The sequence below is a fragment of the Acetobacter okinawensis JCM 25146 genome (assembly GCF_000613865.1).
Classification (GTDB): Bacteria; Pseudomonadota; Alphaproteobacteria; order Acetobacterales; family Acetobacteraceae; genus Acetobacter; species Acetobacter okinawensis.
In genome coordinates, this window is the sequence record NZ_BAJU01000028.1 from 1 (window position 1) to 16,455 (window position 16,455).

23 protein-coding genes and 1 pseudogene are annotated in these 16,455 nt (G+C 59.0%); 18 read left to right on the forward strand and 6 right to left on the reverse strand.

The genetic code is table 11. The features are described from left to right. The 7 genes from JCM25146_RS11015 to JCM25146_RS11050 form a co-directional block, all read left to right on the forward strand. Nucleotides 1-959, forward strand: a 959-nt coding sequence (locus JCM25146_RS11015; protein WP_025827951.1) for a DUF1173 family protein, incomplete at its 5' end; no start/stop codon positions are given. Between the two features lie 79 nt (nucleotides 960-1,038). Continuing rightward, nucleotides 1,039-1,491: a hypothetical protein gene (locus tag JCM25146_RS11020; protein ID WP_025827954.1), complete on the forward strand. Its 453-nt coding sequence runs from the start codon at nucleotides 1,039-1,041 to the stop codon at nucleotides 1,489-1,491. A gap of 29 nt (nucleotides 1,492-1,520) precedes the next feature. Beyond that, nucleotides 1,521-1,823, forward strand: a complete 303-nt coding sequence (locus JCM25146_RS11025) for a DUF2312 domain-containing protein (RefSeq protein WP_025827956.1) — start codon at nucleotides 1,521-1,523, stop codon at nucleotides 1,821-1,823. A gap of 266 nt (nucleotides 1,824-2,089) precedes the next feature. Beyond that, nucleotides 2,090-3,124 (forward strand): ArdC-like ssDNA-binding domain-containing protein, encoded by a 1,035-nt coding sequence (locus JCM25146_RS25240; RefSeq protein WP_081774841.1) that lies wholly within the window; start codon nucleotides 2,090-2,092, stop codon nucleotides 3,122-3,124. A gap of 15 nt (nucleotides 3,125-3,139) precedes the next feature. After that, nucleotides 3,140-3,283, forward strand: coding sequence for a hypothetical protein (locus tag JCM25146_RS22485; protein ID WP_159101988.1), 144 nt, complete (start codon nucleotides 3,140-3,142; stop codon nucleotides 3,281-3,283). A 264-nt stretch (nucleotides 3,284-3,547) separates the two neighbouring features. Beyond that, complete coding sequence (locus JCM25146_RS11045) at nucleotides 3,548-3,853, forward strand: hypothetical protein (protein WP_025827961.1); 306 nt, start codon at nucleotides 3,548-3,550, stop codon at nucleotides 3,851-3,853. Further along, nucleotides 3,850-4,659 (forward strand): hypothetical protein, encoded by an 810-nt coding sequence (locus JCM25146_RS11050; protein WP_025827963.1) that lies wholly within the window; start codon nucleotides 3,850-3,852, stop codon nucleotides 4,657-4,659. Before JCM25146_RS11045 ends, JCM25146_RS11050 begins: the two co-directional genes overlap by 4 nt. On the opposite strand, the gene JCM25146_RS21520 is transcribed toward JCM25146_RS11050, so the two are convergent. Further along, the gene (locus tag JCM25146_RS21520; RefSeq protein ID WP_199897738.1) at nucleotides 4,626-4,958 is read right to left on the reverse strand and encodes a hypothetical protein; all 333 of its coding nucleotides are present in this window, start codon (nucleotides 4,956-4,958) and stop codon (nucleotides 4,626-4,628) included. The two genes, JCM25146_RS11050 and JCM25146_RS21520, sit on opposite strands and share 34 nt — an antisense overlap. A 73-nt stretch (nucleotides 4,959-5,031) precedes the next feature. Then, nucleotides 5,032-5,448 (reverse strand): hypothetical protein, encoded by a 417-nt coding sequence (locus JCM25146_RS11055; RefSeq protein ID WP_025827965.1) that lies wholly within the window; start codon nucleotides 5,446-5,448, stop codon nucleotides 5,032-5,034. A gap of 724 nt (nucleotides 5,449-6,172) precedes the next feature. Between JCM25146_RS11055 and JCM25146_RS11065 the strand changes: the two genes are divergently transcribed. The 5 genes from JCM25146_RS11065 to ssb all read left to right on the forward strand — a co-directional run bounded on the left by JCM25146_RS11065 (nucleotide 6,173) and on the right by ssb (nucleotide 9,111). Continuing rightward, a complete protein-coding gene (locus JCM25146_RS11065) occupies nucleotides 6,173-6,850 on the forward strand; it encodes a hypothetical protein (protein WP_025827970.1) in 678 nt (225 codons plus the stop codon). Between the two features lie 20 nt (nucleotides 6,851-6,870). Continuing rightward, nucleotides 6,871-7,164: a hypothetical protein gene (locus JCM25146_RS11070; RefSeq protein ID WP_148299057.1), complete on the forward strand. Its 294-nt coding sequence runs from the start codon at nucleotides 6,871-6,873 to the stop codon at nucleotides 7,162-7,164. After that, entirely contained in the window at nucleotides 7,161-7,286 is a 126-nt protein-coding gene (locus JCM25146_RS24570) for a hypothetical protein (protein WP_277875558.1), read from the forward strand. Before JCM25146_RS11070 ends, JCM25146_RS24570 begins: the two co-directional genes overlap by 4 nt. Nucleotides 7,287-8,259: 973 nt before the next feature. Continuing rightward, nucleotides 8,260-8,604: a hypothetical protein gene (locus JCM25146_RS11080; protein WP_025827974.1), complete on the forward strand. Its 345-nt coding sequence runs from the start codon at nucleotides 8,260-8,262 to the stop codon at nucleotides 8,602-8,604. Nucleotides 8,605-8,655: 51 nt separating this feature from the next. Continuing rightward, nucleotides 8,656-9,111, forward strand: a complete 456-nt coding sequence (gene ssb, locus JCM25146_RS18950; RefSeq protein WP_025827976.1) for a single-stranded DNA-binding protein — start codon at nucleotides 8,656-8,658, stop codon at nucleotides 9,109-9,111. 50 nt (nucleotides 9,112-9,161) lie between these two features. On the opposite strand, the gene JCM25146_RS11090 is transcribed toward ssb, so the two are convergent. From JCM25146_RS11090 to JCM25146_RS11105, 4 genes are all read right to left on the reverse strand, one after another. Then, nucleotides 9,162-9,791: a hypothetical protein gene (locus JCM25146_RS11090; protein ID WP_025827977.1), complete on the reverse strand. Its 630-nt coding sequence runs from the start codon at nucleotides 9,789-9,791 to the stop codon at nucleotides 9,162-9,164. Continuing rightward, on the reverse strand, nucleotides 9,779-10,084 hold the full coding sequence (locus tag JCM25146_RS11095; RefSeq protein WP_025827978.1) for a hypothetical protein: 306 nt from the start codon (nucleotides 10,082-10,084) through the stop codon (nucleotides 9,779-9,781). The genes JCM25146_RS11090 and JCM25146_RS11095 overlap by 13 nt, the downstream gene beginning before the upstream one ends. Continuing rightward, a complete protein-coding gene (locus JCM25146_RS11100; RefSeq protein ID WP_025827979.1) occupies nucleotides 10,072-10,428 on the reverse strand; it encodes a hypothetical protein in 357 nt (118 codons plus the stop codon). The genes JCM25146_RS11095 and JCM25146_RS11100 overlap by 13 nt, the downstream gene beginning before the upstream one ends. A gap of 226 nt (nucleotides 10,429-10,654) precedes the next feature. Continuing rightward, the gene (locus JCM25146_RS11105; protein WP_025827981.1) at nucleotides 10,655-11,512 is read right to left on the reverse strand and encodes a hypothetical protein; all 858 of its coding nucleotides are present in this window, start codon (nucleotides 11,510-11,512) and stop codon (nucleotides 10,655-10,657) included. Between the two features lie 349 nt (nucleotides 11,513-11,861). Here JCM25146_RS11105 and JCM25146_RS11110 point away from each other — a divergent pair, with 349 nt between their 5' ends. The 6 genes and pseudogenes from JCM25146_RS11110 to JCM25146_RS11130 all read left to right on the forward strand — a co-directional run bounded on the left by JCM25146_RS11110 (nucleotide 11,862) and on the right by JCM25146_RS11130 (nucleotide 16,301). Next, nucleotides 11,862-12,080, forward strand: coding sequence for an AbrB/MazE/SpoVT family DNA-binding domain-containing protein (locus JCM25146_RS11110; protein WP_025827983.1), 219 nt, complete (start codon nucleotides 11,862-11,864; stop codon nucleotides 12,078-12,080). Beyond that, nucleotides 12,067-12,477 carry a type II toxin-antitoxin system PemK/MazF family toxin gene (locus JCM25146_RS24955; protein WP_051544205.1) on the forward strand — a complete coding sequence of 137 codons (411 nt, stop codon included), beginning with the start codon at nucleotides 12,067-12,069 and terminating at the stop codon, nucleotides 12,475-12,477. The genes JCM25146_RS11110 and JCM25146_RS24955 overlap by 14 nt, the downstream gene beginning before the upstream one ends. 36 nt (nucleotides 12,478-12,513) lie before the next feature. Beyond that, entirely contained in the window at nucleotides 12,514-12,774 is a 261-nt protein-coding gene (locus JCM25146_RS11120; protein ID WP_025827986.1) for a hypothetical protein, read from the forward strand. Between the two features lie 44 nt (nucleotides 12,775-12,818). Beyond that, nucleotides 12,819-14,420: pseudogene (gene mobF, locus JCM25146_RS24575) on the forward strand (MobF family relaxase); the annotation flags it as partial. Continuing rightward, nucleotides 14,408-15,994 (forward strand): AAA family ATPase, encoded by a 1,587-nt coding sequence (locus tag JCM25146_RS24580; RefSeq protein WP_277909588.1) that lies wholly within the window; start codon nucleotides 14,408-14,410, stop codon nucleotides 15,992-15,994. The pseudogene mobF and the gene JCM25146_RS24580, both read left to right, overlap by 13 nt. Next, nucleotides 15,987-16,301, forward strand: a complete 315-nt coding sequence (locus JCM25146_RS11130; RefSeq protein WP_148299058.1) for a hypothetical protein — start codon at nucleotides 15,987-15,989, stop codon at nucleotides 16,299-16,301. The genes JCM25146_RS24580 and JCM25146_RS11130 overlap by 8 nt, the downstream gene beginning before the upstream one ends. Nucleotides 16,302-16,455 lie beyond the last annotated feature (154 nt).

Sequence of the window (16,455 nt, forward strand, 5' to 3'; positions counted from 1 at the left end):
CCGGCCCGGCCGATGCTGCGCAGGCCGTGCGACGGGGAGGCCAGCCCGGGGTGGTGCGACAGGCGCGCATGACCGAACTGGGCCTGTTGCATCTACTCTGGGAAGAAGCCGGACTGAATAGCTGGACGCGGGGTGTGCACCGTGCTCGCAGACGCTGGTCCTTTGTCCGTGAAGCACTCGATAGGGCTGCTTTACGGATCGTGCCAGCCCGCAACCAGACCTTGTCGGACAGACTGGCCATGATTGGCTATGGCGACGAGGATGGGCCCGCGCTTTTGCGCGAGACCGCGCGGAGCTGCGGTGACACATGGCGGATCCTGTTGCTCGGGATTGTGGACGACATTGCTCTTGTAGACTGGAAGGAAGGTCGACAGTTCTGCTCACTCCGCTTTGATGGCGCTAGCGCTTACGATCTTCGCGTGAGTGCGGCGTCTGTCTGGCATGAGCGCCTCACACGCAGCTATCCGATGGCCATGGCCGCTCTGGCGCGGCCGCGTACCGAACGGACCATCCGGGTCGTGGGGTTGGTGACGGCGACCGTGCGGGTGGGGTTGGATCGGGGTGTTGCGCTGGTGCGCTGTCGTGCGGATGACATTGCGCTCATGGAGGTTGAGCCTGATACGCTCACACCCGTGTCGAGCGCCCATGAGCTGGCGATTGCCCGTGCGCTGGTACACGAGCGCCGGAGCTTTATCCGACCTCTGCGCTTCGATGTCGGGCGTGATGTGGTGCTGCCGGATTTTGTCCTGACGGATACCGAAGATCCGCGCGGCACACCCATGGAGGTGTTCGGGCGGGCGGATGAAGCTTATGCGGCTCGCCGGGCAGAAAAGGCACGCTATTACAACGAGGTCTACGGGCAGGAGAGTTGGTGGAGCTGGGATGCTGTCGCCTCCCCTGGTCGTTGGCCCGTCTTCCCGCCAGCGCTCTCGCGCGTGGGCGGGGAAGAGGATGTGTAATGCAGGCCGCTTCACTTCTGCTGGCAGGACGAGACAGGCAGTTATCCCCAGAATCTGTGGACAGAATGGTGTGCAAGTTGTGACCGATCTGGACAAACCCGGGGAGCGGCCCGTCCGCCATGCCGATGGCGTGTTGATCGGTATGGCACTGGTATGGATTGGATGGCCGCTCCAACAGCTGTCGCGGCGCTCAGGCTATGATCGCCATGAGATTACGCGGTGGATGCGCAAAGGCGGGATGCCTGAGCCGTTCCGGGCGTGGCTGATCGCCTTGCAGGCGGTTCATGTCCGCTATCCCACTCCGCTGGCGCTTAGTGTCCGGCCGGGCGGGAACCGTCCACCTTTAGGGAAATGGGAGGTGTTACGGGCTCAGTTGGTGATTGGCTGGTCAGAACGCCAGCTTGCGGAGAAACTCGGAGAGCATCGCACCGCTTTGCGGCGTCGTCTGGATGGGGGTGAGACACTGGATGCGCGGGAATCCCGGTGGCTGGAATTGTTGGAAGATGGCCATCGGCTTAATCCGCGGCCCTGATGGGCCGCGTTAACACGAAAGGATAGACCATGCTGGATGGACAGTTTCAAGAAGACAGTGATGAGGACGGCGGTGTGGACACGCGCACGGATGCGGCTGTTGGGGGGATTGCGGCAGATCGGCTACGCTCGATTATCGAACGGGTGGAACGACTTGAGGAGGAGCGCAAGGCGCTCGCAGGCGACATCAAGGACATCTTCACCGAGGCGAAATCGGCTGGCTTCGATGTGAAAGTCATCCGCCAGATCATCCGGCTACGCAAGCTTGAACCGTCTGAAGTGGAGGAACAGGAAACCCTGCTCGATATCTATCGGCGTGCATTGGGCATTTAGGCCAAACCGCGCAGTACCGGAAACACCCCGATCAGACACGACAGGAAGGAAGACAACACGACAACAAAGCCAAAGGAAAACACAGATAGGACGTGGCAGCCCGATGGGACGGCTGACACGCCCTTCTGGGGCCGCCGGCATGCCAATCAACCTACGGTCCTTCGCTGCGCTACGGTGCTGCGTATGATTGGCCTGCCTGTGGCGACCCCTTCCGGTTGCGTATCAGCCGCCCCATCGGGCGGCGACGTCAGGAAGGAAAAAAACACATGGCCAGAAACAGCACATCCACAGGCAATGATGCCCTCAGCGAACGTCTCGACCTGTATGCCGAGGTGACGCAGACCATTCTTGCCCAGATGGAAAGTGGCGCGCTGCCATGGACACGGCCATGGAAGACAACGGGGGCAGCCGGTCTGCCGACAAACGCGCTGACGAAGAACCGGTATTCGGGGATCAACGTCGTTCTGCTGTGGCTTTCCGGGGCGATAAAGGGCTATTCGAGTAGCCGCTGGATGACCTATCGGCAGGCCGTTCAGGTGGGTGGGCATGTGCGCCGCGGCGAACGTGGAACGATGATCGTAAAAGCGTCCACTTATGTCCCCCAGAGTGAGCGTGAGCGCTCCGAGGGGAGTGAGGAAGACCCGCGTGCGGTGCCCTTTTTGAAACGCTACACGGTCTTCAACCTCGACCAGATAGAAGGAATAGAGCTTCCAGTTCAGGAGGCTTGCGCACCTGTGCTCGCCAATGCAGCACTGGACGCATTTGTTGCGGCGACTGGTGCGGATATGCGTTTTGGGGGCGATGAAGCTATTACGTTCCCTCACGTGATTACATCCAGTGCCCGGAGCCGCAGGCGTTCGAAAACGCCTTTGATCTGTTCCGGGTCCAGTCTCATGAGCTGCGCATTGGACAGGTGCGTCTCACCGTCTGGACAGGACCTTTGGCCAGCGTTTTGGCGATGCTGCCTACCAGATGGAGGAACTCGTGGCCGAACTGGCAGCGGCACAGATATGTGCTGTGAAAGGTGTGCCGCCGACCACGCGCCATGCGGCGTATCTTCAGAGCTGGATCAAAATCATGAAGGCGGACAAGCGGGCTATTTTCACAGCCGCGCGTCACGCATCGACGGCTGTGGAGTTTTTGCTGGCCGCAGCGCAAGCATCGCCGGTGGACATGCGGCTTGCCGCCTGACGGCGGCGACGCCACAGCCGCAGCGCCATCGCGCCCTGGGCAATGACGCCGCTAACTCCGTGAAAGAGCTGGTTGATGATCTGGCTCTTGCGGGCAATGCCATCGAGTAGCTGCCCGCTGCTCTGATGAGCAAGCCAATAGAGGGCAGGCAGGCTCAGGCGCGGCGTGTTGGCGACAACCATCAGACTGGCCTGAAGGCCGATGCCGAGGATGCCGTAAAGCACGAGCAGGCTCAGCCCGAAAACGCATACCCCATACCAGCAGAGTGAAACGGCAGAGCGGGAACGGGCAACAAAGGTGCGCAGGAAAAGCATCAGTAAAAACCATAGCAGAAAAGAACAGGTGAACAGGCTGGCACAAAGCATTGTGACGCCTCGCATGGGATCGGGGCGGCCGCAACGGTCGCAGGCTCGCGCTTCGCGCGTCCGTTGCCCCCGTCCCGATCCCATGCAGCGGCAGAGGGATGAAGGAGAAAGATAACAATGCACAAACAGATCGCCGTCACTCCACTGTGGAGAGGTACTCCCTCAAACATGCCCGCTGATGTGCTGGCAAGGGGCCAACAGGCTGCCCTGATCTCGGTGTCGATTGCCCCGTGCGACAGGGTCTGGAGCGCGCGTGAGCGTCTGGCCGACGAGTTGGTGCGTGTCTGCTATGGGAGCGACATGCCCGAGTGCAATCGCACAGCACTGGCTTGCATGATGCGTACTTTGGTTGAACAGGCGGTTCCCGGCCTACCGAGCCAGCATGTGCAGCGCAATGCCCCGCCCCCGCCGCTGGATGATGGGGAATGGTATCGTCATTGGTTTGCCGTTACCCGCAGGGAGGGCAGCGTATGAGCGACATGGGGCTACCTGATGTGCGCGTACAAGTGCGTGGGCCTGCGCGCGATCGTGCGGCATTACGGGACTGGTTACGTGCGGCATGTCGCGATACGGGCGTCTGCCCGCCCCCGGTCTTTGGGATACACACCTCCCGAAAGCTGCTGTCCTTCGAACTGGAGCCTATGCACAAGAGTTTCCATGTACCGCTGATGACCCGCCTGACGCGCCGGTATCCCCGGCTGGTGCATACCCTGACATGGGACAATCCTGATGACACCTCGCGCTATGCGAGAACGGGCCTTGATATCTGGCAGGCTGGTCGTGTGCACAGGAGCGGGTATTTCGCTGCTCTGCTGAGTGTAACACGGCCCCGGCCGGGGCGCAGGACAGCCCGTGTCATGCTGTTTGAATCGGATACCAGCATCGCCAATATACGGCCCTTTGCCCGGGTGGGTGCGGGATTTCGCGGCATCCTGCCCGGTTCGCACGACATTGGCCCGTGGCGCGTTCTGGAGGCGTGGGTGCCGGAGCGGCCAAACACTCTGTACGATCCTGCCCGCAATATCGTGCTCCATACCGTCTCTACGCTGGTGACGGTTATGAGCGACATTACCGCGTATGGCCGGATCGGAGCGAAGGAGTGGCTCGATGTGGATCAGCTGTCTCGGCGTTTTCCGGAACTGGCTGGTTGGTGCGAGAAATGGCGGGCCTATGAGGCGGATGCTGAGGCCCAGGCGCGTGAAGCGGCCGCGCGTTACGATCGCTACGCGCGGCGCATGAAAGTGCTTTATGGCCCGGACTGGGACGCAATTCTGTTCTGATGCTTTTTTGCATGCCCGGACGACACGCGCTGAGGTGTGTGAGGCCGTGCAACGCTGTTACGGGCTTTGGCCCGTTCAGCATTGCACGGCTCACAGGCGATGCCTTTGCGACAGGCCGTAACGCTTGGCATTTCGATCCAGCGGCTTTCCCACTCGCAACGCGGGCAGGTGAAAAGTGCGACCATGCGCATACCCGGCTGGTAAACACAGCCGTGATCGCCGCAATCGGTCAGGTGCGCGAGGATGCGCGGCGCACTGCGTGGCCGCTTCCATCCGAACAGGTCGCCCTGTCGTGCCATGTCTGGCTCCTGTGTTTGGGAAAGGTCGGGGGCGGTTTGCCGGTTGGCCAGAGGACACCGGTAACGGCTGGGGTCAGTTCGTGGTGTGGGACTGCATTTCTCTGGCGGTTATTGTGGCACATACCCCGGACTCAGTGCCCCCTCTTTTGCACAGCCAATACAAACCAATGAAGGAAAAAACGTTCTGCGCAGTCATATGGGACGCAATGATATTGGCGATGTCGTAGAAACGCTCCGCGTGTGTGCCATGGCAGAAAATGTAGTCGCCCATGAACAGGATGGATAAGGCGCAGAAATTCACGAACAGGAAGATGAAAAACGCCTTGAGACATATTTCGACCAGTTCGAACGAGAAATAGACCAATCCCCGTGCCAGTCTGGGAATGACTTCCTGAACCAGTGAAGAGAGAATGTCCCGGATAAAGACCCGCTGGGGAGGCTGATGAGGGTTTTCCTGAGGTGTGGAAATGGTTTCTGGCGTTGGCGTCATGGTCTCTGCTTTCTGTTTGGCGAGGGCAGTTCCGCTCGCTCTTTGCAGTATGACGCAACCGGTTGTGACGCCTGTCGGGCGGGCTCTGTCCGGGTATGGAGCACCGTGTCCCCCCGCGTGCTGCCCACAACTCCACAGGCACCTCCCAAGGGCCGCGCGCCACCAGACTCTTGGCGGTCGTGTCACACGGCCCTCGGGTCCCTCCTGTGGATTTGTGGACAGTCATGACCTTGTGCCTGCACCAGTGCGCAAGGCCGGCGGTTTCACCAGACGCCTTCGGCGGCCTACGGCTGGCGCGTCACACGCGCCCTCTGGTGCAGCCAGTCCCTTGTGCCGGGGAGGTGGCCTTTTTGCTCAGGAGGCAAGGAGTGGGGTGGGGCGACCATGCCTCTTGCCCACCGTTCCGTGTAGCGGGGTGCAAGGGTGCGTGATGTATGAAAGGACAAGAAATGTAATAACGAAACAACCTTCACCAATTTTTTCTTGTTGGAAATGTGCGGAAACAAATACAGAAATATAACGCGCAATATTGTTTCATTTATTTGTGTAAAAAATACTGAAAAAACACGCATTTGTCGCAGTTTTCTGCGCTTTTTCTCTTGCTATGTTTGTCGGGATGTACTAATCTTTACTTGTTGAGAGGGAATAGGCCCGATCAACAAAACGCCCCGGTCGGTGCTGTAACACCAAACCGGGGCTAGCCAGAACAGAAAGCGAGATTTTCATGTCCGACGTAAAGAACACTGTAAGCAAGGCGAACTCCCCCCGCAAGGGTGATGCCGCCGGTTCCGTCTCTCCCGCCCGCGCCCGTCAGTTCCACGAAACGGAACAGCGCATGAAAGCGCAGCGGTCTCCTTCTTTGGCTAATGTGGAGCTTCTGGCCCCCTCAGACGACCAGATTGCTCTTATCAGCGCACGTTTCGGTCTGGACGTTGCAGACGTTGACGAAATGATCGGCCTCGGCCTGAGCACCGTTCGGGATCAGTATGAGGCGTTACGGCCCGTTCTGGTCATGTCTTTTAACGGCGAAGATGATTTTAAGGCGATCAAGATACATCTTGACCGTATCGTAGATGCGCTTGTGCGCTCGGCTCATGGTGCGGCGAATTACTACGAAACCCGCCGCCAGCTTGCAAAAGACGCAAAGGATAAATGGGCGAACGAACACCGCGACGACGACCGCATGGGCATCGACGGACAGGATAACTACACAGGCCGCTTGCGCCGGGCCGCAGCCGAACATGCAGTGAAGGCATACGCTCTGTACCATATCGCCAGCGGAGCCTGCACGGCTTATGCCGAAGTCATGGGCGAAGAATGGCAGCCCTACCAGTCCCGTGCGAATAACCGCACAGTGTCACAGGAAGCCGCCGCCGCTCTAGACGAGGCGCTTGGTATCTGAACAACAAACAGCCGGGCCTTTTGGCCCGGCTGACTTCAATTTCCGGAGCGGTGTTAGAAATGCTAGGTATCCCGGCAAAGCCCCCACAGAATGAGATACAGCTCACAGAGCGGCTCAAATTGGCGGCGTCTGCCTGCCAGAATCTTGCGCTTACGTTGGTGGGCCTGTCGCTTATTTCTCCATTCTTCGCGGCAGGTGGGTGGTCATGGCGTAAGTTGCCCGCAGTTATGGTTGCCGCAATTTTGGAACGTGCAGCTTTTGAGTTTTTGAGTTATATTCCTGCTAAGGAAACCTCAAAGGAGGATAAGCAATGACAAACGCCTTCCTGACTAACACAGTCATGGTGCTCGGTGTGTTTGCTGTTACCTTTGCCGCGAGCGGGTGGCTTGCACGGCGGCTGTTGCCAGCCCGCCAGTCTTCTGAACACAAGAGGTAGTTGGTAAACTATCATCGGGAAATCGCACGGCGGGCATAAGCCCGCCGTGATGCATTTTGGTCTTCATTCCTGATTTTGTTGCGTTCCGGCCTGTAAAAAGGGCCGTATCGTTGTCCCGGCGGGCTATCCACAACTCCACAGGCACCTCCCGAGGGCCGCGCGCCACCAGACTCTTGGCGGTCGTGTCGCGCGGCCCTCGGGTCCCTCCTGTGGATTTGTGGATAGCCACGACTTTGCGCCGGGACCTATGGTGGCGGGTTTGCACTGCCATATGCCCGAATGGTCTTAATACCTGGATGGCGACATCACCGCTTCTCCCGAAATAACGGCTACTCGACAAAACCGGATTGCCGCTATTCGTCCCCGCGTGCTGCCCACAACTCCACAGGGACCTCCCGAGGGCCGTGCGCCACCAGACTCTTGGCGGTCGTGTCGCACGGCCCTCGGGTCCCTCCTATGGATTTGCGGACAGTCATGACCTTGTGCCTGCACCAGTGAGCAGGGTCGGCGGTTTCACCAGACGCCTACGGCGGCCTACGGCTGGCGCGTCACACGCGCCCTCTGGTGCAGTCAGTCCCTTGTGCCGGGAAAGAGGCCTTTTTGCTCAGGAGGCAAGGAGTGGGGTGGGGCGACCATGCCTCTTGCCCACCGTTCCGCGTAGCGGGTGCAAGGGGGGCGTGATGTATGGAAGGACAAGAAATGTAATAACGAAACAACATTTACCAATTTTTTCTTGTCGGAAAGGTGAATCCACAAATACAGAAATATAACTCGCAATATTGTTTCGTTTATTTGTGTAAAAAAGACTGAAACAACAAGCATTTTTCGCAGTTTTCTGCGCTTTTTTCTTGATCTTTTTGTCGGGATGCACTACTCTTTATTTGTTGGGAGGGAATAGGCCCGAACAACAAAACGCCCCGGTCGGTGCTGGAACACCAGACCGGGACTAGCCAGAACAGAAAGAGAGGCTTTCATGTCCGACGTTCTTTCCATTCCAGCAAAATTCGAGATGCAGGGCAACCCGGCCCTTGTCCAGTTCCCTGATCTTGTGGCTACGATGGAGGTAATCCAACAGGAAGCGATGCGTGGCTGCGGCAGTTCCTATGAGTGTTTTGCCATGACATTCTCCAGAAATATCGATGCAAAGTCGTCGCAGCTTTCTGATTCAATGGGGGGCGAGCTTGTGGCGTTGGCTAAGAAATCAGGTTTTTACGTCACAGAGGATGAAGCTGAGATTTTGACGCGTGGCTGCTGTGAACATGGGATCGATCTGGGTTTCTGCCCCGCCGGTTGCGACGAGTATGATGACGAAGACTAATTTTTAAATCACGACAGACAAAAATAATTTCATTCTTTAGGGGTTTTAGACATGTCAGGCAGCGTCAACAAAGTCATTCTGGTGGGTAATCTGGGCAAAGACCCCGAGGTGCGTCATGGGCAGAGTGGCGCGAAGATCGTCTCTTTCTCGCTTGCTACTGGCGACACATGGAACGACCGCGCAACGGGCGAAAAGCGCGAGCGGACCGAATGGCACCGCGTTGTCATTTTTAATGATCGGCTGGCCGATGTTGCCGAACGCTTCCTGCGCAAAGGCCGCAAGGTGTACCTTGAAGGCACGTTGCAAACCCGTAAATGGACCGACCAGGGCGGGCAGGAACGCTACACGACAGAGGTGGTTGTGGACCGCTTCCGTGGCGAGTTGGTTCTGCTGGACAGCCGCCCGGACAGCGACGAAGCGGGCGGGCATTACGGTTCAGCCCCCGAACGAAGGCAGGCGGCTCCTGCCTACGGCAACGCCGGTCCGGTAGACGAAATCCCGTTCTGAATTGGTGGACATGGCGCGCGGCGACCGCGCGCCATTTTGGACACAAAAGATTAGTTCTGGTTCTGGGCCGGGATGCGCAAGGGTGTGAGGTCACACCATGCCTGTCCGCTTTCCGCAACGTAGCTATGGCCCTCACAGTAGCGCGCCCGTTCCAGCGTATGGGACACCACCGCATAATGGGCTAGCAGACCGCTACAGAAAAGCAGCGCCCCGGCTAGTGCCAGACGTGAAATCGCTTTCCAGCGTGTCGCAAGATAAAACCCCTGCTCATGGTGTGGCATCTGCTGTTTCAGCCGGTCATACAGCTCCGTTTTCAGTCCTCCCATGATTGAGGCGATCATCTTGTCAATGGTCACCTGCTGGTACTGTTTGAGGCGTTCCTCCTCCATCTTGACCCGCTGCTCCCCTGCCGAGCGGATTGCCTGCACAGCTTCCAGGCCGTTTGTCAGGTCTTTGCGTAGCTGGACCAGGCTGATCTGTGCAGTTTCTTCGGCGGCTGCTATTCGGGCTGCAGCGGCGTTTACGCTCTGGCATGTTTCGGCTGTTGCATCGCCCAGACAGGTCAGCAGGAGCCCAAGCGGGCTATTCAGATCGATGCCCGCATCGTGGAGGCTGGCAAGGAAGCGCTGTCGCGCTTCCTCTTCCGGCGTTCTGCTGATCGAATGACTTATGGCATCCATTCGGCGGCTCCCTCCTCATCCAGATTATGGGTGAAGTCCTTCAGCCATTTCTGAGCCATATGGACCCACAGTGGATTAAGGTGCCGCCCCGACCCTCCTGCTTTGTTGTCGACGGCGTCAAATACGCTCAGTCCTTCCTCTTCTATATACTTCATCGACGTGAGCGCGGGCATGTCGATGGGAATGACCCCCGCTTTCAACATGGCGAGTAACCGCGGATCTTCTCGCAACCATGCAAACGGATCCACTGCACGGCTCGCGTTACGTTGTAGGCCAGCGTTCAGGAAGAGCACGCTAGTGCCTCCCTGAAACGCACCACCAGCCAGATCCTGTGCATATGCTCGAAGTCATCCCGTTCTGGACCGGTAAAATAGGCGTAGGTCGGAATCAGGTTTGATGCAGCGAGAAAGTGCCCAAGATCAGATTCCGCCGCAAGTTCCTCGCTAATCCTGTCGCCGCCGCCCATATCGATTACTACCGAGGCGTGCTGTTCCAACGCCTTCGCCAATGTATCGGCCAGCCAGACCTTACAGGTTTCAAGTGTCGCGTTTTTTGGGCGGCCAACGCCATGTGCTCCCTCTGGTGGATAAAGACGCGACAGCATCGGGTTATTGATGTCGCCATCAGCGACAAGCACATTATGACCTAGCCCGATGGCATGTCGTGCGATGACGGCACAGCCTAGACTTCCGCCGCTGCGGCCGCGACCTATGCGCCACAGGGCGCGGGGGGAGCGAGTGGGAGTTGGGGGTAATTTACTGGCATCAGCCATAGAATGAGACCTTCTGATGAGAGACTGGCACAATGCCTGCCTCTCACCATTGTCTCTTATTCTGTTGTGACGCTGTGCAGAGGCTTAAGGTTCAGAGTCTTCCTCTCCCACGAGCGATACGAAAGGCGAATTTTTCTTCCTCGGTCATGGAACTGGTTGTGTTGTGCCTAGCGCGCAGCAGCCTACCCACATCTCTCAGCCAGTCATCTTCGAATTCGTAACCCCGCTTGCTGGGATAGCCCGGCAGATCGTCGCCAAATTCCCATGCGTTCCCACTCAGGGGGTTGATTTCCCCTTTGCGAATTGGCGGCAGGGTGGGGTCGAACGGCTCATAGGCCCGATACGACACGCCTACCACTTTGGGCAGATCAAGTGTGACGAGTGGCGTGTCGCCAGTCAGCGCGACAACATTGTTTCCCGTTGTTGACTGCGGATTGGCGACAGTTGCCGCCCGCGCCTTTCGTACTTCGGCTTCTGCCGCCATGCGCTGGTTGTGTTCCGCCACGCGGGCGACTTCCTCGCGTCGCCATGCCGCCGCCCTTTCTGTCCTTTCCATCCTGTCGCGCAGGGCGGCCTTTTCGGCGGCTTCCGCCTCGCGGCGCTGGCGGATTTCCGCCTGAATAGCCGTTTTTTCGCTCTCGCGTTCCGCTTCGAGGCGCAGGGTTTCGGCCTGTCGCGCCGCAGCGCGCTCGTTCCGTCGCTCAAGCCATTTCCCGACCCGGTACCAAGTCTGCTGGGCGCAGCGGACGCTCGGCGTCAGGCCCTTGCCGTTCAGCAATCCGACCGAGGCGAACCAATCGCACAGCGCCCGCCAGTTGATCCGGCGCCCGTCCTGATGTGCCAGCAACGCCTCGCGATGGCGCTCCATCCATGCCCGTACAGATGCGACGCCAGCAGCGCCGTCAAGCGCCTCCAGTGCCCCTTCTATCCCGATGCCTGCTGCCGACATTTTACTCGTTCCCTGTCCTCTGCGCTCAACTGTGACTGCGCACGCACCCTATAACACGCCATCACTTCCGCATCAATAAAGCATCAGCTTTGCTCGCGCTCTACCTCATGACTACTTCACTTCAACATCACCAAAAAGATTTCTCCATATACAAATGCAAACGTTCCGTTTGCCGCGCCTGCGGCGCGTCAGCCTATCGGTTACAGAGCAGTCGCTGATCGGGCTTGAAGGCGTGTCGCGGGCTTCTGTTGGGTGCATCCTGAAGGCGTTGTGCTGAGGGTGGAGGCGTGCATGTCGTGCTGGCGACAGAAGACTTGCGGGCTGCAAGGAAATTCCTTACAATTCGGGCATGATCAGAAGTCGCCTCACAAGCAAGTCGCAGACGACCATTCCGCAGGCTGTCCGTACGACACTGGGCCTGCAGCCTGGTGACGAGATAGGCTATGTTGTGGAGAACGGTCAGGTCATCCTGACCCGGGTATCGGCAACAGCGGAGCAGGATGATCCCTTCGCGACATTCAGCGAGTGGAATTCTGTCGCAGATCAACATGCCTATGCCGGGCTTTGAGGTCTGGGACCTGATCAAGGTTCCGTTCCCGTATACAAACCGTCCCGTCCGCCAGCATCGCCCGGCCCTTGTCGTGCGGGTAGTGCAGTCTGCCGGAGCGCCCGATCTGCTCTGGGTTCTGATGGTTACGTCGGTCGCCCACAGGCGGTGGGCGCTTGACATCGACATCGCCGATTTCAGGGCGGCCGGTCTTCCATCTCCGTCCATGGTTCGCACGGCCAAGATCGCGACGATTGAAGCGGTCGATGCCAGAAGATTGGCGCTCTGCCAGAGGCACACCGGGAGGCGGTCATGCAGATCGTGGCCGCTTTGTTGTCGACATTACGCGAAGGCTGCCCACCCGGGCAGTAGTATGCGCCTGTCGGCGCACACGAACAGGCGTCACAACCATCTGTGAGAGTCTGTAGGCCGTTTTACAACGGAGTACAGATAGATGTCCGAGATGGCGCAGATGCGCGACACGCTCCAGGCGCACACGAAGATACTGATGCTCCTGCAGGCGCAGGCGGAGCAGACGACAAAGGGTATCACCACGATTATCGGGCTACTGACGCCCCCTGAGGACGATGAGGGCAACCGGCTTGCTAAAGCGCTGGAGGCCTTAGCGGAGAGCATCGGGGTCCAGACACAGGCCACGGTTGAGATGCAGGCTGTTGTTCAGGAACTGGTCGCCAGATTGGGCGCCACGCCATGATGACGTTCCGCAAACTCTCCGCCGATGGGGCGGGGAAGCTTATCATGGCCTATTTGCGCGAGCATCAGATGGATGCAGCGCCCGGGGCTGAAGCGTCGCCGGGCAGCGGTCACGAAAAGGGCGGCCGTCTCAACAACTACTATACTGGCCGGGAAGGACGTGGCGACTGGGGGCCTGGCATTGGTCCGCTTGCAGCCAGCGCACTCGGCATTGATCTGACGGCTCCGCCCTCGGATGAAGCACTCTGCAACCTGTTCGAAGCCAAGCGTGCCGATACTGGCGAGGAATGGCACGATATTGAGGGTGACAAGACGACCAAACAGGCGGGTCGGAAAGCGGGTGGCCGCAAACGCACGATCTCTGGGTTTGATTTTACCGCTTCGCCCGACAAGTCCGTCACGCTTGCCGCTGAGTTCGCGTCCACGAAAGCCGAGCAGGCGCTGATTTGGCACGCCATCCATACGGCGAATGATCGGGCACTCAGGCTGATAGCGGCGGAGCTGGGCTGGGCACGACGGATGGTGAATGGCGTTCAGATCGACGAGCAAGGCGAGGTTGGTTGGGTGTCCTTTCGACACTACGCGGCCCGCCCGGCCATGCAGATTCAGGATGGTGCGTCAGGCCCCACGGCTTCGGTCGAAATTCCAGTGCCCGGCGATCCGCAGGCCCATATTCATAACATCCTGTTGAACATGGTTGCCACGGCGGACGGACACGTCGGCTCTCTGGATTCCGCCCGGATCACGAAAACGATGCCCCACATCTTCGGGGCCTACTTTCAGGCGCAGCTCGCCCAGCTGCTCCGCGAACTGGGGATCAAGGTCAGCATTGATGCTCGGGGCCGGGCGGTCGTTATTGACGACATCCCCAAGGAGGTCTGCGAGGCGTTCTCTAAACGGAGCAAACAGGCCGAAAAGCAGGCGAAGGCTTTTGTCGCACGACAGGGTGGTGACTGGAAGACGATGTCGGCCGACCAGAAATTCAAGGTTCTGCATCAGGCCAATCTGGCCTACCGGGCGAAGAAATATACCGGGAGCAACGACCGTGAGATATGGCGGGAGCAGGCTGGCGAACTGGGCTGGAAGCATACGACCTCGCTGACGGACGCGGTGTATGCGACGAAGACCGATGCTGAGCGGTTTGAGGAAGCTTATGCGATTGCCGCCCGGCTGGTCGCGGAAGACTTCAAGAGTAGCGCGGTTCTCGATCTGGACGTGCTGAGGATGCACGCAGCGCACGGCCTGATTGCGGCGGGCATCCATGAGGCTGGTGACATGGATCATGTCCGCGAGATGATTTTGCAGCGGGGCGTCGTGCTGGAAGGGGAGCAGACGGATCTTGTCGTGGAAACGATACATGGGCGCGAGCGTGTTACTTCCAAGTTCCAGATTAGCGTCGAGAAAGAGTTTTCTGAGCTGGTGGCGCTGGCGGCGCGCGATACGGACGGGGCGTTGTCGCGGGAGGCTCTGCACAAGGCGATTGAGGCATCCGGTTTGGATTTTGACCGTGAGCCGGATCACGGTCGCGCCCAGCTGGCAGCCATTTATGGCCTCGGGCTTTCGGGGCGGCTTGGTTTCCTGACCGGGGCAGCTGGTTCAGGGAAGACGGCGCTCCTGTCACCATTGGTCACAGCATGGAAAGAGGAAGGGCGCCAGGTCATCGGCACAGCCATGGCGTGGCGACAGGCGGATGCGCTCAAGGATGCCGGGTGGATCGGACGGTCGCACTCTCTCCGCTTTTGCGCGAGATCGAGGCGGGGCGAGTGGCGATTGCTCCTAACTCGGTTCTTATCATTGACGAGGGAAGCCAGATCGCTCCGAACCAGATGCTCAAGCTCCTGCGACTGCAGAAGGAGGTGGGCTTTTCCATGCGGATCATCGCTGACCGTGAGCAGGCGCAGGCTATTGAAGCGGGTGATAGCGTGGAACTGATGATGCGTTCGGTGCCAGCGGGTGTGCGGTTTGAGCTGTTGAGTACTATCCGCCAGAAAACTGAGCGCGGCCGGATGATCGCGGGTCTGTTTCGTGGCACGGGCCGCGACATGACGAAATCAGAGGAGGAGCAGAACGCCGAGGATGCGCAGCGCGCCCGCAAGGCGATAGACCTCAAGCGGACGGATGGGACGTTCAGCCTCGTCGGCGGTGATCACGCGCAGGTTGTCGCACATATTGCGGAGTTTTACCTCAAGCGCCGCGACATGCTTCGCGCTGCTGGGAGTAAGCGCGGGATTACGATGTCCGCCCCCACGAATGAGGACGTTATGGCGCTCAGCATGGCGGTGCGTGAGCGCCTGCGTGAACGCGGGGAGGTCGGGAAAGAGGAGGTCGTTCGGGCTGCGATTGACCAGCGGGGTGAGACCTATGATCTGCCGATTGCTGTCGGTGACCGGCTGAGGCTTTTCAGCAAGGTGCGGTGTCGTGCCCAACGCTCCTATGGGCAACGGTGGCTGGAGCTGGGGTCAAATGGTGATTTTGTCGATGTTCTGGGCTGGTCAGACCAGGGCCTGATCCTCAAGAACCGTGGCGGCACAGAGGGTATGGTGCCGTGGGATTCTCTGGCGGATCGGCAGACTGGCCGCATTGCCCTTGGCTTTGGTCATGCGATGACGATTGACGCAGCACAGGGCGCGACATCGGATGAGCATGTCAATGCGCTGCCACGGGGCAGTTCGTCGATGACAGGCTTTACGGCCTATGTCGCGGAAAGCCGCCATGTCCATGCGTCATGGACAATGGTGGGAGAAGCGTCTGTGCGGGAAGCGGAGACGTTTTCCCGGCCGCTGGGCGACAAGACCCCTGTGACGTATGAGGATTTGCTGAACCGCGTTGCGGGCGACATGGGCAAGCATCCATACAAGTCTGTCGCCATTGACCTGACGGGCGAGGAAATGAAGATCCGGCAGGGCCAGATCGAGTGGATCCGCCGCGAGCGGGACCGGGAAGAGATAGAGGAGGATGAGCAGCAACCGGGGGAACGGGCACGCAGCCGGGCCGCCTCTGTGTCGTTGCGCAAAGTCCCCACTGAGCGATGGGACGATCTGGGGCGCAATCTCAGGCGTCAGGCGCTGATCGCGCAGGATGCGGCGGAACGGGCTAACAGGCTTGTCGCGCTGGGTTCTGAAAAAGATATGGTTAAGGATAGGACACAAACGCCAGCGCCGGACAGGTCTAAGGGCCGCGTGGTGCGGCCTTCAACGGATATGGGAGTTGATCATGAGTAACCCACTGGTGGAAGAAATCGTAGCGCGGGCGTTGCCGCTTATTCATGTCGAACGGGAGGCGGAGCAGCTTGACACTCAGGAGGCTTATGAGGCGTTCCGGGTCAGGCATGCAGAGTTGAACCGTCAGGTCATCAGTCAGTTACGGGTCTGCGGATGGATGCGTGATGACGCGACCATAGAGGACATGCGCGAGATCTATTATGCCGTCTTGCGACATCCTGATCTGGAAGGATCCGCCTCTGACAGGGAGGTTGCCGGGAGCTTGTTGAATGAGGCGTGGAAGGGTGTGCGTGGCTGGGTTGGATAAAATCCCGGGGACGCCAGAAGTATTTGTCGGTTTCCATTTTCAGAGCAGCCATAGACTTCCAGATTATGGAGATGTGCTATTTATAGCCAAAGAACGCAATCGCGATATCCATGGAAGGGATCGTCACGTCATCCTGCGGCTTCGCTTTGGTAAA

Coding starts and splice junctions, on each gene's coding strand:
- JCM25146_RS11025 (WP_025827956.1), top strand. CDS start 1,521: ATGCTGGATGGACAGTTTCAAGAAGACAGTGATGAGGACGGCGGTGTG.
- JCM25146_RS25240 (WP_081774841.1), top strand. CDS start 2,090: ATGGCCAGAAACAGCACATCCACAGGCAATGATGCCCTCAGCGAACGT.
- JCM25146_RS22485 (WP_159101988.1), top strand. CDS start 3,140: ATGAGCAAGCCAATAGAGGGCAGGCAGGCTCAGGCGCGGCGTGTTGGC.
- JCM25146_RS11045 (WP_025827961.1), top strand. CDS start 3,548: ATGCCCGCTGATGTGCTGGCAAGGGGCCAACAGGCTGCCCTGATCTCG.
- JCM25146_RS11050 (WP_025827963.1), top strand. CDS start 3,850: ATGAGCGACATGGGGCTACCTGATGTGCGCGTACAAGTGCGTGGGCCT.
- JCM25146_RS21520 (WP_199897738.1), bottom strand. CDS start 4,958: ATGGCACGACAGGGCGACCTGTTCGGATGGAAGCGGCCACGCAGTGCG.
- JCM25146_RS11055 (WP_025827965.1), bottom strand. CDS start 5,448: ATGACGCCAACGCCAGAAACCATTTCCACACCTCAGGAAAACCCTCAT.
- JCM25146_RS11065 (WP_025827970.1), top strand. CDS start 6,173: ATGTCCGACGTAAAGAACACTGTAAGCAAGGCGAACTCCCCCCGCAAG.
- JCM25146_RS24570 (WP_277875558.1), top strand. CDS start 7,161: ATGACAAACGCCTTCCTGACTAACACAGTCATGGTGCTCGGTGTGTTT.
- JCM25146_RS11080 (WP_025827974.1), top strand. CDS start 8,260: ATGTCCGACGTTCTTTCCATTCCAGCAAAATTCGAGATGCAGGGCAAC.
- ssb (WP_025827976.1), top strand. CDS start 8,656: ATGTCAGGCAGCGTCAACAAAGTCATTCTGGTGGGTAATCTGGGCAAA.
- JCM25146_RS11090 (WP_025827977.1), bottom strand. CDS start 9,791: ATGGATGCCATAAGTCATTCGATCAGCAGAACGCCGGAAGAGGAAGCG.
- JCM25146_RS11105 (WP_025827981.1), bottom strand. CDS start 11,512: ATGTCGGCAGCAGGCATCGGGATAGAAGGGGCACTGGAGGCGCTTGAC.
- JCM25146_RS11110 (WP_025827983.1), top strand. CDS start 11,862: ATGATCAGAAGTCGCCTCACAAGCAAGTCGCAGACGACCATTCCGCAG.
- JCM25146_RS24955 (WP_051544205.1), top strand. CDS start 12,067: ATGCCGGGCTTTGAGGTCTGGGACCTGATCAAGGTTCCGTTCCCGTAT.
- JCM25146_RS11120 (WP_025827986.1), top strand. CDS start 12,514: ATGTCCGAGATGGCGCAGATGCGCGACACGCTCCAGGCGCACACGAAG.
- JCM25146_RS24580 (WP_277909588.1), top strand. CDS start 14,408: ATGGAAAGAGGAAGGGCGCCAGGTCATCGGCACAGCCATGGCGTGGCG.
- JCM25146_RS11130 (WP_148299058.1), top strand. CDS start 15,987: ATGAGTAACCCACTGGTGGAAGAAATCGTAGCGCGGGCGTTGCCGCTT.